The 14,632-nt window shown below is 48.3% G+C and carries 7 protein-coding genes; all 7 read left to right on the forward strand.

From position 1 onward, the window contains the following. The first annotated feature begins 195 nt into the window (after positions 1-195). The 7 genes from BSZ32_RS15695 (at position 196) to BSZ32_RS15725 (ending at position 14,276) form a co-directional block, all read left to right on the forward strand. Positions 196-3,741, forward strand: a complete 3,546-nt coding sequence (locus BSZ32_RS15695) for a proline dehydrogenase family protein (RefSeq protein WP_105044288.1) — start codon at positions 196-198, stop codon at positions 3,739-3,741. Positions 3,742-3,837: 96 nt separating this feature from the next. Next, the gene (locus BSZ32_RS15700; RefSeq protein WP_105044289.1) at positions 3,838-5,262 is read left to right on the forward strand and encodes an aldehyde dehydrogenase family protein; all 1,425 of its coding nucleotides are present in this window, start codon (positions 3,838-3,840) and stop codon (positions 5,260-5,262) included. Positions 5,263-5,450: 188 nt separating this feature from the next. Further along, positions 5,451-6,674 (forward strand): NADase-type glycan-binding domain-containing protein, encoded by a 1,224-nt coding sequence (locus BSZ32_RS15705; protein ID WP_105044290.1) that lies wholly within the window; start codon positions 5,451-5,453, stop codon positions 6,672-6,674. Further along, complete coding sequence (locus tag BSZ32_RS15710; RefSeq protein ID WP_105044291.1) at positions 6,661-9,201, forward strand: CapA family protein; 2,541 nt, start codon at positions 6,661-6,663, stop codon at positions 9,199-9,201. The genes BSZ32_RS15705 and BSZ32_RS15710 overlap by 14 nt, the downstream gene beginning before the upstream one ends. Before the next feature lie 317 nt (positions 9,202-9,518). Next, complete coding sequence (gene purH, locus BSZ32_RS15715) at positions 9,519-11,063, forward strand: bifunctional phosphoribosylaminoimidazolecarboxamide formyltransferase/IMP cyclohydrolase (RefSeq protein WP_105044292.1); 1,545 nt, start codon at positions 9,519-9,521, stop codon at positions 11,061-11,063. 211 nt (positions 11,064-11,274) lie between these two features. Continuing rightward, positions 11,275-12,270, forward strand: coding sequence for a phosphoribosylformylglycinamidine cyclo-ligase (gene purM, locus BSZ32_RS15720; protein WP_105044882.1), 996 nt, complete (start codon positions 11,275-11,277; stop codon positions 12,268-12,270). Positions 12,271-12,356: 86 nt separating this feature from the next. After that, complete coding sequence (locus tag BSZ32_RS15725) at positions 12,357-14,276, forward strand: amidophosphoribosyltransferase (protein WP_105044293.1); 1,920 nt, start codon at positions 12,357-12,359, stop codon at positions 14,274-14,276. The last annotated feature ends 356 nt before the right edge of the window (positions 14,277-14,632 follow it).

A 14,632-nucleotide genomic window follows, 5' to 3' on the forward strand; every position in this document is an offset into this window, starting at 1 on the left:
CACTAGCACTGGTATTGGGAGTGGTCTATGAATTAAGCCGTCAATAGCTTAGCTATTCACGTCGTTTCGATGTGGGTGAATAATTACAAGCTTAGGACAGGGAGAGTTGAAAAGAATCGAGGGGGGCTTTGCTAATTTTATAAGTATCTGATATGTTGAATATAATGCCCTTCAACCAATTCATGTTAGATAATTATGTCGGAGATTAGGAATGAAGCACTTTTAGACGAAAACTCCCTCAAAGGGGTGAGCGATGAGGAATTAGCTCAGAAAGCGATTGAGTTGGCTGAAGTGATCTTGCGGAAGGCCGCTGGGCAGCAAACTGTGGCTGAACGCTACCATGCGTGGAAAATGTCACGGATGATGGATGACCCAGCTGGCAAGGCCCTGACACTGGCTATGGCGGATCAGGTATTTCGGCCAGTGAGCCATGCGCGCTCAGCTGACCAGTTCCGTTACCTTATCGATCAATACGGAATCCCCAATTACCTACCATTACACGAGCGGGTTGCGATGCGTGTGGCTGTAAAAGCCTCGAGCATAGCGCCCGACCTTGTGATGCCAGCGGTGACTCAAAAGATGCGCAGTGAGAGTGATCAGGTGATTCTACCAAGCGAGAACGCAAAACTGAAACCGCACCTAGCAAAGCGCAAGAAGCAGGGTACGCACATGAATATCAACCAACTGGGGGAAGCAATCCTTGGTGAGCATGAAGCGGAGAACCGCATGCAACAGGTCTTAGACCGACTTGCTAGCCCGGATTGCGAGTATATCTCAGTGAAAATTTCTGCGGTATTTTCTCAAATCAATCTAGTGGCGTATGATCAGACTCTGGAGTTGATCAAAGAGCGTATCCGTCGGCTTTATCAATGCGCTAAAGACCACAGCTATATCAATGAAGCGGGGGAATCCTGTCCTAAATTTGTCAACCTTGACATGGAGAAGTATCGCGATCTGCGTCTAACCTGTGATGCATTCATGCAGGTGCTCGACGAGGAACCCTTTAAAAACCTTTGTGCTGGTATCGTGCTTCAGGCGTATTTACCAGATGCGTATAATGTTCAGGTCGAGTTGACCGAGTGGGCTAAGATGCGCACTGCTGCTGGTGGTGTGTCTATCAAGATTCGTATTGTGAAAGGTGCCAACTTGGCGATGGAGGCAGTAGAGGCTAGCATCCACGATTTGCCACAAGCTCCCTACGCCAGCAAGCTTGAAGTAGATGCTAGCTATAAACGGATGGTCCACTACGGCTGTGATTATGCGAATGCACAGAGTGTCCACTTAGGTATAGCATCGCACAATTTGTTTGAGATTGCCTATTCCTTGTTGGTGCGTGCGCGGGAGGGGGTGAAAGAGTTTGTTGAGTTAGAGATGCTTGAGGGTATGGCGAACCACCAAGCCCGTGCTGTGCAGGAGATTGCTGGTGGTTTGTTGCGCTACGCTCCTGTGGTGAAGAAGGAGGATTTTCACTCGGCTATATCCTACCTAGTTCGCCGTTTGGATGAAAACACCCACGAAGAAAACTTCCTGCATGACATCTTTGGGATGAAGCCTGGTTGCCCGAAGTGGGTCAAACAAAAGCAGATGTTCCTCGATGCGTGTGCGATTAAAGACACGGTGCAGGATACTCCTAATAGGAATCAGGTCCGAGGGGATGAACGCTACACAGTAGACTACTCTAAGCCATTTCATAACTCACCAGGTACTGACTGGAGTCTACGACGCAATGCCCACTGGATTGATGAAAAAATCAATAGCTTGAAGGCGGTGAAGCAAGACATTATTCCTTTGAAGATTGGCAGAGATACCATAATTACCGGGAATCTGGGCAAGGGGATGGACCCGTCACGAAACGTACAAATCTACCAATATTCTCTAGCCGATGCTCACCACGTCCAAAAGTCACTAGATATTGCCGAAAAGGCCCAGCCAGTTTGGGAAGCTCGGAGTATTGAGGAGCGCTCAAAGATTGTTAAAGATGTGGCTATCGAGATCGAGAAATGCCGTGGAGCATCTATCGCGACGATGGCGATGGATGCTGGCAAAGCCGCTGCTGAGTCTGACGCTGAAGTGAGTGAGGCCGTTGATTTTGCTAACTACTATGCTGATAGCTTGAGTTGGGATGGCATGTTAGATGGTTCCGAGTTCAAGGCACTAGGAATTGTGGTAATCACACCTCCATGGAATTTTCCATTCGCAATCCCGTGTGGCGGTATCCTTGCCAGTCTAATGGCTGGGAATGCAGTGATTATCAAGCCCGCGCCAGAGTCGGTATTGACAGCATGGGTGATGGCGAAACAACTTTGGGATGCTGGAGTGCCGCGCGATGTGTTGCAATTTCTCCCATGTCCTGACGACGAGGTTGGTCAAAGTCTTGTGTCCAGCGATCGAGTGGGCGCAGTGGTGCTCACTGGTGCCTATGAGACTGGTAGGATGTTCCAAGGTTGGAAGCCAGACATGCGGCTCTACGCCGAGACTTCAGGTAAAAACTCACTGATCATCACCAACGCAGCTGACCCAGACCAAGCGGTGAAGGATTTAGTAAGAGGTTCATTTGGGCATTCCGGTCAGAAGTGTTCCGCCTCATCGCTGGCGATCATTGAGGCAGACGTCTACGATAATCCAGCATTTATGCGTCAGTTGAAAGATGCTGTTGAGAGTCTTACTGTAGGTCAATCATGGGAGCCATCATCTATTGTCACTCCATTGATGATCAAACCCGAGGCGAGCCTCGAGCGGGCGCTAACGAGTCTGGATGAAGGTGAAAAATGGTTGGTCGAACCTACAATGCTAGAGAACAACCCACAGCTCTGGTCGCCTGGGGTGAAGCTGGGTGTCAAAAGAGGAAGCTGGTTTCATAAGACCGAGTGCTTTGGGCCGGTGTTAGGATTGATTAGAGCTGATGATTTAAGGGATGCCATGGCGATCCAGAATGACTCTGACTTTGGACTTACTGGCGGCATTCACACGCTAGATGATCGTGAAATTAGGGTTTGGCGCGAGCAAGTTGAGGTTGGCAATGCTTACATCAACCGGCCAATCACTGGTGCTATTGTGCAGCGTCAGCCATTCGGTGGCTGGAAGAAATCTTGCTTTGGCCCCGGCGCAAAAGCCGGCGGGCCGAACTATGTGTCGATCTTTGCAACATGGGAGCAGGTTGAGATGCCTATGGCTGTGAGTGATTTGAGCCAGAATGTTGGGGTGTTACTTAATGAGCTTAAATCAGTGCTAGATGAGACAAGATTGCTTGTGAGCGCGGCAGGAAGTTTTGCCCATTGGTATGAGAAAGAATTTTCGATCGAGCATGACCCATCCAGTCTTCACGGTGAGACAAACCATTTCCGATACGTCCCAATTAAGCGGCTGTTAGTACGCGCTGAGGGATTAGATGACACTGAGCTGGCTGTGATACTTTTGGCCGCTGCTACTGCTGGAGTGATAGTGGATGTGTCAGTTTCCTCTGAGCGTAGGATTAGCGGAGCGAGTTGTGTGATCGAGTCCGATCGCGCATTTGTCGGTCGATTGCCACAAATAGCAGGAAAGTACGCCAGCCTCAGAGCACCCGTTGCGGATGACTCTATGCGGAGAGCTGCCAATGATGTTGGTCTGCAATTGATTGACTGGAAGGTGTTACTCAATGGGCGCATTGAGCTGATGCATTACTTCCGCGAGCAGTCTATCTCAGAGTGTGTCCATCGCTACGGGAATATCATTGCAAAGCCGGGTTCACTTGGTCAGTAGGTAGGAAATGGCTAGAACCTATCGACTATTCTGATAGTGATGGCATGCTGAACTGCGAGATCCAATTGCTGAGGACAAATCTCAAAATTCGAGACCATGAAACCACGTTATCCCTACTATCTAGCAAGCCGAGCAGTGAATGCTAATGAAGACCTGGAGTTGTTTGATAAATTCACTGGTGCATTGGTCAGTAAAGTCGCGCTGGCGGATGAGGCGGCAATCGACCAGGCAATTTCGGCAGCCAAGGCGGCGAGCCCAGCAATGGCGGCGTTTCCTCCCTACGCGCGGCAGGCAGTTTTACAGCATTGTGTGAAGCGATTTGAAGAAAGGTATGAGGAGTTGGCGATGGCACTTTGTGTCGAGGCGGGTAAGCCGATTAAGGACAGTCGGACTGAGGTCACACGCTTAATAGATACCTTTAGGATTGCTGCAGAAGAGTCGGTTAGAATCCAAGGGGAAGTTCAAGAATTACAAATTTCTGAGAGAACGAAAGGCTACTCGGGGATGTGGAAGCGGGTACCGATAGGGCCATGTTCTTTCATTTCACCATTCAATTTCCCACTCAACTTGGCAGCGCACAAGATAGCACCGGCGATTGCTGCTGGCTGTACTTTCATTCTTAAACCAGCAAGCCTGACACCAGTGGGAGCTATTCTGATTGGCGAGGTATTGGCTGAAACGGATCTACCCGAGGGGGCATTTTCCATTCTGCCGTGCAGGAGGGAGGGGGCTGAGCTTTTCACTGTCGACGAGCGACTCAAGCTCTTGAGCTTTACTGGATCACCAAGTGTTGGTTGGGACCTGAAGTCGAAAGCTGGCAAGAAGAAAGTGGTGCTAGAGCTTGGCGGGAACGCAGCGTGTGTCGTCGACCACGATGCCGATATTGAAGATGCCGTCGATCGCATCATCGTCGGTGCATTTTATCAGTCGGGCCAATCCTGCATCAGTGTTCAACGAGTGATCATCCACCAAAGCCTCTATGCTAAGTTCGTCTCAGCTTTTGTCGATGCGACGAAGCAACTGGTTTGTGGCGACCCTAAAGATGAGGCAACTTTCATTGGGCCAATGATTTCTGAGAAGGAAGCCGCTCGTCTCTCTGGATGGCTCGACGAGGCGGTTGCAGATGGGGCTCGATTAGTAACTGGCGGTGAGCGCGATGGCGCGATGCTTCGCCCAGCGGTCCTAGAAAATGTTTCCAAGCAATCGACTCTGTACCGTGAGGAAGCGTTTGGCCCAGCCGTCATTTTGAGTAGCTTTGACGACTTTGAGGAGGCGCTAGCGGATGTGAATGATAGCAAGTTCGGCCTACAAGCTGGCATCTTCACTCGCGACATCTACAAAGCCCACGCAGCCTGGGACACGCTCGAAGTGGGTGGGGTGGTTATTGGCGATGTTCCATCGTGGCGGGTGGATAATATGCCGTACGGTGGCGTGAAGGATTCAGGACTAGGCCGAGAAGGAATTCGCTTCGCCATCGAAGATATGACCGAGATCCGTAATCTCATTATCCGTAAGCCATAGGAGGAAGTAGTGGACCAACAGATTGTGGGTAGACACTGGTTGCTGGATAATGTTATTCAGAACTCATGCGTTTATTTTGTTTCTACTTAATCTTTTGTATTTCAGCTCTTGGAAATGGTGGTGGATAACGGCATGGAGTCGGTTTTACGGGCGGAATTGCACCATTCACGGCTGAAGGTACCGAGTATGTGCAAATCGTAGATGAAAAGTTAGATATCGATCTCTACCCTGAGTATGCCGAGGTGAAAGTGCGCTACCACATGAAAAATGTGAGCAAGAAGGCGGTGTCCGTGAAGTTCGGTTTTCCGGTGGAGGACTCAAAGGATGAATGGGACTTTCACTTAGAAGAAAAAAAGCCAGTCACAAAGCTGAGCCCCAGGTACTGCCGTGATTATTCTGTTCGGCTAAGAGGCAAATCTTTGAAATATGTTTACGAGCTTGAGCCCTTTGCATCCGGAAAAGTAAAGCCATTCAAAGGTGCTGAGGTTCTTGTTGGAATTGAGGGATGGATGGTGAGTAAGATGCGGCTCGCTGCTGAGGAGCTGATTGTTTTAGAGATCTCTTACAAATCAATGTATGACTACTCGGCATTTTCTATTAGTAGCGATGGCACGGTCGGGCCATGGATATTCAAGTACCGTTTCTCAAGTGGAGCAATTTGGCATGGACCTATCAAGAATGGGGTTGTGACTATTCGCAATAAAGGCTGCGACCCTAAAGATGTTCTAATCACGACTCCTGTGAATATTTTCAAAAAAGACGGTGAGAGCTACTTCTGGAATTTTTCAAACCTCGAACCCACTCTTGCTGATGATTTGAATGTAGCCGTTAGATCTGGATTTTCTCATCACTACAAGCATGGGGGATCCGGGCCTGACTCAGATGCTGACCCTAGACATAATGAATATATTAGCCATAATGCAATATTCTACGATGCTGATGCGGACTATAGAGTAACGGCGAGCTCTGAACTGAAACCTGAAAACAATCTCAATTATAAGGCTCAAAATGTTTCACCGATGCATATAGACGGTAAAGATTACGCATGGGCTGAAGGAGTTGCCAGTGAAGGTGTTGGTGAGAGTGTCACACTCACATTGGATAAGCCGTCTCCAGTTTCAGCCATTTTAGTTAGTAATGGATATGGCAAGAGCGAGGCTTCTTTTAAAGAAAATTGTCGCGTGGCTGACTGTACTCTCATTATCAATGGTAAGCACAAGATTAAGCATCGCTTGTACGATTACTCGAGCGAGCAAATTCTATCGCTTGAAACCTTCAAAGGTAAAGTGGAGACGATTTCACTGGTGATAGATTCTGTTCACGCAGGCAGCAAGTATAAGGACTGTTGTGTGTCTGAAATAGTAATTTTGCATAAGCTCAAGAAAGAACCTAAGCGCTATGGTGCACGTTAGTCTTTTAACGGCATTATTACTTCTTTGGACCTCGGTAATCGCTAGACAATTACCCATTTACTTCGAAGACAGTCACGCTGGTAGTTTCGAGTTCTTTGCTCAGCATCTTGAGCTTGATGAGGTTCACACTCTGGTTCTTTTTGATGCCCATTCGGACGCGTCATCTATAGCGGACAGTGACTCGATTCGTCAGGCGATTCGGAGAGTTAGATCTAATGAAGATAGGGCAATTGTGCTACAGAAATATCGAACTACTGGGGTGATTCAGCCATTCAACTGGATAGAGCCCTTGATGCCAAATCCCTTCACTCGTGTTATTTGGGTTCCTGGTGACGGGCTCTCGCAAAAGCGGCTGAAGGGCTTGGAGTTAGAAGCGCGGATTCATCTCGATTGGAAATCTGAGCTAAACCCGAGAACCGCTGGTGAGCTGGGGCCCAAGTTTGAGGTAGTGAATTTTTCTGATCTAAAGTTGATGGATCTTGTTGGCAAGACAGCAGTGAGTATCGACCTAGATATTTATGCTCAGGAAAATGTGCCGGAGGATGCATTCTACGATCATTGGGCGTGGGTGCTGTCGGTACCACAGCTAAAAGCTATCAGTTTTGCTATATCGAGACCATGGCTGGAATCCGATTCACAGGGCTGCCGATTACTCCAGCTGGCGCTTGATCGTTCATTAGCCATCCAGAATTCTGAGCTTATATTTGAGCTATTTAAGAATGATGAAATTGACCGTTCGGAAAAGGCGAAAGGGTTCTACCAGCGAGGAGAGAATGTGCCACGTTTTGATCTCTCAACAGTCCCTACGAGTTTACGTGAGGTGTTGGTGAGGAATAGCGATAGGATTTCAGTCAGCTATGAAACTGAACGTTGGCAGGCATTAATCGATAAATGGAAGGGCCAGCTAACTGGAGCTAGCCTTAACATTCCAGAGCATCAAAAATCGATTGATGGAGCATGGAGAATGTCGACTGAAAATCTAGGAGATGTCTGGCTTAAGTCTAAGCACCCACCAAAGTCAGTTAAGTGGTATGTGCTCAGGCCTGAATCAATGGTGCATAATCTAGTGCCTGAATTGAAATTCGGGAAGATTTTTACTGGTGGTGCTTCGAGTTTTGTGTCGCTACGGAAAGAATGGATTGCGACGACTGAGGAGCCAGCCTTGGGTCATAGAGTATGGGGGAAACAGCTACCTTGGAAAGAGTCGGCTGGCATTGTCAGACTACAGGCTGAAGCCATTTACGAAGATCATTCTGAAATTACAGCAATGCTAGAAATTCGAGTGCGTTATGGTACAGGGTTTCGTGGAGCTCTGAGTGAACAATTTGGTTCTCCCTATGTATTTGGGATTGGAAAGCTTCAATCGAATGGTGAGAAGGCGGGTGAAACTCTGATAGGAAATGATTGCGCAAATTTCCTAGTCTATGCCTGGCGTCAGGTAGGTGGGCGGTTGAAGTGGGGGAATCCATACCAACTCACTAGGCAACTAACGCTTCTCTCTGCGAATTGTAGCTCCGCCTCACGCGTGCATATCGAACCCGCGATTATTGATAGTGGGGTTGCAATCGATTTCGGGTCGTACATTACAGCTCTCTGGCAGGATAGAGGAGAAATGGGGGTTATTGACCCACAAGATTTGATTATTCATCACCTAAGTGGTGAGCCAGAGGTGGTAACTTTGGAGCAAATGCTGAAGAAATATAGTCGTTATAAAGTCTTCACTTTACCTGTGGAGACTGACTCTCTGACGGTTCGAGTAGGTGGAGATGTGAACCTTACTGGGCATGAGATAAAAATATTTTCAGCTGCCATGCGAAATAAACTACAGTCTGCAGATTATTCTGTAATCAATTTGGAATGTGTTTTGGCTGACTCTGTGGATGGAGGAGCTAGTAAACCATTTTCATTTATAGCTCCGACATCGCGGCTCGCATTGTTAGAAGTCGCTGGTGTGGATGCAGTCAATTTAGCAAATAATCACGCCTATGATGGCGGTATTGGAGGTCATGATTCAACACTCGATACTTTAGCTAAATCTAAAATCGAAAGTGTTGGGAGCCAAGGGGAGTCTCGCGATGGCACGCAGTTAGTTGAGATCCGTGGGAGGAAGCTCGGGCTGCTAAGTTTCAATGCGGTTCTGAGTAGGGATGACCCGCCTGACACTCGAATACTCCAGTACCCGAGAGATGAAAATGCTATAGAAAGTTCCATCAGTAAGTTGAGAAAGAGCTGCGATATTGTCATTATTTTGCCACACTGGGGGAGTGAATACACTCGAGTCGTGACTGACAGTCAACGGTCTGTAGCTCGATGGTTGGTCAGGAGTGGTGCTGATGTAGTGGTCGGGAGTCATCCACATATTCGGCAAGCTATAGAATATTATCGAGGAGTGCCTATAGTTTATTCTTTGGGAAATTTGTATTTCCCTAATCGAGGACCAGCAGGCTTCAATGATTATCAATTGCTAGATATACAGATTTCGACTACTTCAAGACAAGTTAAGGTGAACTGGTCAGTAAGTGAATAGATTACATGGCTCGGTTGGGATGGCTGCGGACTGGAAAGATTTAGCTGTAAGCATTGATGCAAGATTGAAGGCCTGTTGTGCGATGCCGATTAGTAACTTTGGTGCGGCATTCAATAAAGAAGTGCAGGATGACCTATTGCCTCGTTTTAGAAAAAACAACTTGTGCACGACTCTTGATTGTAGGCGGACGCGATACAAATTTTTTGACGGTGACTCAATTATCAGCACATTGGTCTTGTCGTGTGCGGGTGGCTGAGGTAGGAGACGTGTCTCGCTTCCACTCCGAACTGGGAAGCGAGTAAATAAATATCAAAATTATGGCAATTCAACGCGCGCTACTCTCAGTTTCTGACAAGACCGGCTTGGTCGAATTCGCGAAAGGACTTCACGAATTTGGAGTTGAGCTCCTCTCAACCGGCGGCACAGCAGCTGCTCTCCGTGACGCAGATCTACCAGTGATCGATGTTTCCACCTTTACTGGCGCACCCGAGCTTTTCGAAGGCCGCGTCAAGACGCTTCACCCAAAGGTGCATGGCGGTCTACTGCACAAGCGGGATAGTGACCTTCATCTCTCTCAGGCGAAGGAACATGACATCCCACCCATCGACATAGTCGTGGTAAATCTTTACCCGTTCGAGCAGACCATTGCGCGTGAAGACGTGACCTTGGAAGAGGCGATCGAAAATATCGATATCGGAGGTCCATCCATGCTTCGTTCGGCAGCGAAAAACTACAAGAGCGTCACGGTGGTGACTGATACCAGTGATTACGACCGTGTGTTGGCCGAGATGGCTGAGCACGATGGCGACACCACTTTCAAGCTTCGCGAGGAACTTTCAGTTAAAGTCTTCCTCCGTACTTCAGCTTATGATGGAGCAATAACAAACTACCTCAGCCAAGCGGCAGAGGGGACTCGTTCTTCCTTCAGTATAACGCTACCGCTTGATCATGAACTACGTTACGGTGACAATCCACATCAGAAGGCTAGCATCTACGGCAACTTCAGTGGTTGCTTCACTCAGCTCCAAGGTAAAGAGCTAAGCTACACTAACATCCTCGATATCGAGGCTGCAGCGGATCTTATTTTCGACTTTTGTCGTCCAACAGTAGGCATCCTCAAGCATACGAATCCTTGTGGTGTTGGTCAAGATGATGAAGACCTCCGTGTTGCTTGGCAGCGTGCATTTGAGACTGACACGCAGGCACCATTCGGTGGCGTCATTGTTGTGAACCGTCCGCTTACCGAGAGCCTTGCTCGTGTGATCTCCACCATTTTCACCGATGTTATTATCGCTCCAGATTTTGAAGCAGAAGCCCGTGCGATTCTTCAGAAGAAGAAAAATCTTCGTCTTATCAAAATGAACATCGAAGCTTATGCCGTGGCCAAAAAAGAGCCGCTGATTCGTTCGTCTCCAGCAGGCCTAATGGTAATGGATCGCGATCACACGGCACTCGGTCTCGACAATCTCGAAGAGCGTGTTGTGACTAAGCGCCCACCAACAGAAGAAGAGATGCGCGCAATGCGTTTCGCTTGGAGAGTGGTAAAGCATGTTAAATCTAACGCTATTGTTTACGCTAAGTCCGATCGCACACTTGGTGTGGGTGCTGGCCAAATGAGCCGCGTGGATTCCTCCCGTATTGCCGTTTGGAAAGCTAAAGAAGCTGGCCTTTCACTCGAAAGTTCAGTGATGGCTTCTGACGCAATGCTGCCATTTGCTGATGGATTAGAAGCAGCGATCGAAGCTGGAGCAACTGCTTGCATTCAGCCTGGTGGATCGATCCGTGACAAAGAAGTGATTGAAGCCGCTGATGCAGCGGGTATAGCTATGATCTTTACTGGTCACCGGCACTTCCGCCATTAAGGAAAGGGTCTAAATTCTAGATCTAATAATCGAGCAACAACTTTCAATGCGTTAGCTGAGTAATCGGCTGACGCATTTTTTTGTTTCCCGTGGTTGTAGCGCTCAGGAATGATCAATTAATTGATAGTTTTTGGTGGGATTGTAAATTCTTGATTCTTCTTTAGCAAAGGGCTTGCCACGGGGCGGCGGAGTGTTACAACAAAGCCACATCATGTCAGGCAAACTCACCTACAAAGAATCAGGAGTCGACACACGCGAGGCAGCAGCTCTCGTAGGCGACATCGGGACACACGTTCGCCGCACGCAGCAGCAACGTAAACTTCACGGAGCATTTGGCCTTTTCGCTGCTTGTTTTGATCTCAGTGATTACAAACAACCAGTCATCGTTACAGGTTGTGACGGAGTTGGCACTAAGATCGATATCCTTCTCGAAAAGAAGGAGTACGGCATAGCTGGTAAAGATCTTGTAGCAATGAGCGTGAATGACATCATCACCACTGGTGGTGACCCTCTCATGTTCCTCGACTACATCGGTATCGCAGCGCTCGACAAGACTATGATCACTGAGCTGATCGCGGGAATGTGCGACTATCTCGAAGACTGTGGCTGTATCCTCGCTGGTGGCGAGACAGCTGAAATGCCGGGAATCGTCCCTGAAGAAGTTGTTGAACTTGCAGGTTTCTGTATAGGTGCTTGTGAGAAACCAAACCTCATTGACCCTACACAGATCAAAGTAGGCGACGTGCTCGTTGGTTACGGTTCTGATGGTCCTCACGCAAATGGCTGGAGTCTTATCCGCCGCGTGATCGCTCAGAACCCAGACATTTTTTCCGAAGAAGAACTCACTGAGCTACTCGCTCCGACCCGCCTTTACCACGATGTTGTTAACGACGTGAAAAAGTCTGGAGTTACCCCAAAGGCTTACGCACACATCACTGGTGGCGGACTCCCTGAGAACATCGAGCGTATCTTCAACGGCGTTGGAGCTGACCTTGAGATTCCTTTCTGGGACAATAAACCAATGCGCAAACTTTTCGAATTTGTTGATGCAGAGGACAAGTTCCACACCTTCAACATGGGTATCGGCTGGGTAGCAATCGTTTCTCCAGAAGATGCGGACAAGATTCTTGCTGCTGGCCCAGGTGGCACAGTGATTGGCAAAATCGTTGAGCAAGAAGGCGTACGCGTTGTCGAGCAATCCGCTTAGTCTTTCTTAGAAAATTCAAACTCACCCAGGGCACGGTAATTTACTGGGTGTTTTATTCTTAACCGAACACACTATCACAACACTTTATGAGTGATCCTCTCCACCACGAATGCGGCATCGCCGTCGTTCGACTTCGTAAGCCGATTAGCTACTACATCGAAAAGTATGGCACACCGCTCTGGGGCTTGAATAAGCTTTTCCTCCTGATGGAGAAGCAACGTAACCGCGGGCAAGACGGCATTGGTATTGGCTCTTGTAAGCTCAATATGCCCCTTGGTCAGCAATACATCAATCGTCGACGTAGCGTCGAGAATGATTCGTTGTCCCACATTTTCAACAAGGAAATCAAGACATTCAACAAGCTCTCACGTAAAGGGATTATTGACCCGAAGTCCGCTGAGAGCTGTAAAAAGAACTACGATTTTTCTGGTGAAATCCTTATGGGTCATCTTCGTTACGGAACCTCTGGTCGATTTGATTCAAGCTCATGCCATCCGTACCTTCGTCGCAGTAACTGGCCAACCCGCACACTCATGGTGCAGGGTAACTTTAACATGACCAATGCGGGTGAACTCAATCGCAAGATGATTGACCGCGGGCAACATCCAGTGTTCGGCACTGATACTCAGACAGTACTTGAGGAAATTGGTTTCCACCTCGATGAGGCGCACACCAACCTCTACCACGAACTTCGTGATAAGGGGATGGATGGTAAAGAAATTCCAAAACACATCTCCGAGCAGATGGACCTTCACAAAGTGATCTCCGAATCCGCTCAGGCATGGGATGGCGGTTACGCTATCTGTGGTGCAGTGGGTCATGGCGATATGTTCGTCATGCGCGATCCACGTGGCATTCGCCCATGTAGTTATTACATTGATGACGAGGTGATTGCCTTCTCATCCGAACGCGTTCCATTGATGACTGTCTTTGAAGCAGCAAAAGAAGAGGTGAAGGAGCTTGAGCCAGGCGCTTGCACGATTGTTACCCGTAATGGTGAGATCAGCACTCAGCGCTTCCATCAAGAAGAGGAGTACAAGCCGTGTTCCTTTGAGCGTATTTATTTCTCACGTGGCAATGATCCATCGATTTACCGCGAACGCAAAGCAATGGGTGCAGCTCTCGTTGACCAAGTGGTTCAGTCGATGAATGGGGATTTTGATAAATCCGTCTTCTCATTTATCCCTAACACTGCTGAAACTGCCTACTATGGTTTGATGGATGGGCTTCGTCTTTTCCGTCGTCAGCAGGTTCGCTCAGAATTGCACACAGCGCTCGAAAAGGGTACGCTGGATGCTCAGATGCTCGATGATGTGATTCTGAAGAACTGGCCAAGAGCTGAAAAGGTGACACAGAAGGATATCAAGATGCGAACCTTCATTTCCCAGGAAAAGGGCAGGGCTCAGCTCGTGTCTCACGTCTACGACATCGCTTATGGTGTGGTTAAGCCTGATGATGTTCTCGTCATGTTGGACGACTCAATCGTCCGTGGCACAACCTTGAAGGAATCCATCCTTAAAATCCTTTCACGTACAAACCCGCGTAAGATTGTTATTTGCTCCACGGCTCCGCAGATTCGCTACCCAGATTGTTATGGAATCGACATGTCCGAACTCGGGAAGTTCATTGCCTTCAACGCGACAGTTTCACTGCACAAGAAGAATGGCAATAAAACTATCTTCAAGGAGATTCATGACGCCTGCGTCGCCGAGCTTAAAAAGCCAGCTGCAGAGCGCATCAACCAAGTGAAGCGACTTTATAAAGAGTTCGGCCCGGAAGAAATCTCCGCTGAAGTCAGCAAGCTCGTTTACCCAGAAGGAGTCGAGTGGAAAGGCGAAGTAGAAATTATCTTCCAGACTACCGAGAATCTCCATGATTCCATCGACGGTCCATGTGGTGATTGGTACTTCACCGGCGACTACCCAACAGCGGGCGGTATGGCTACAGTCAATGCTGCCTACATCAACTGGTTCGAGGGCAAGACTGGCCGCGGTTACGAAATATGATCGTCGCTACGCTCCTAAGTTAGAAGTTTTCAGTTGGCAGTTTTCAGTGCCGGCAGGATGGAGCTTAAGGAGAGATAATTTTCAAAAAGAGCGTCTGCGAAAGCGGCGTTCTTTTTTTGCATTGATGTAGGCGTAGTGCTGACGTTGATGCTGAGGAGCTTTGACGCTTCTAGGCTGCTCAGTGTCGAAAGTCAGCAAGTCCAAAGTCAGCAAGTCCAAAGCCCGAGCAGATCGCTTGGTCGCGATTTCACGAAACCAAAGTCCCCAGACTTTGCTAGTATGACCTTGGACTTCCAGACATTCGACACTGGCCAGCTAGCATTAATAGTCCAGTTCATCTTGCGTGTTCATTCGAT

The organism is Rubritalea profundi, from assembly GCF_002954445.1.
Taxonomy (GTDB): domain Bacteria; phylum Verrucomicrobiota; class Verrucomicrobiia; order Verrucomicrobiales; family Akkermansiaceae; genus Rubritalea; species Rubritalea profundi.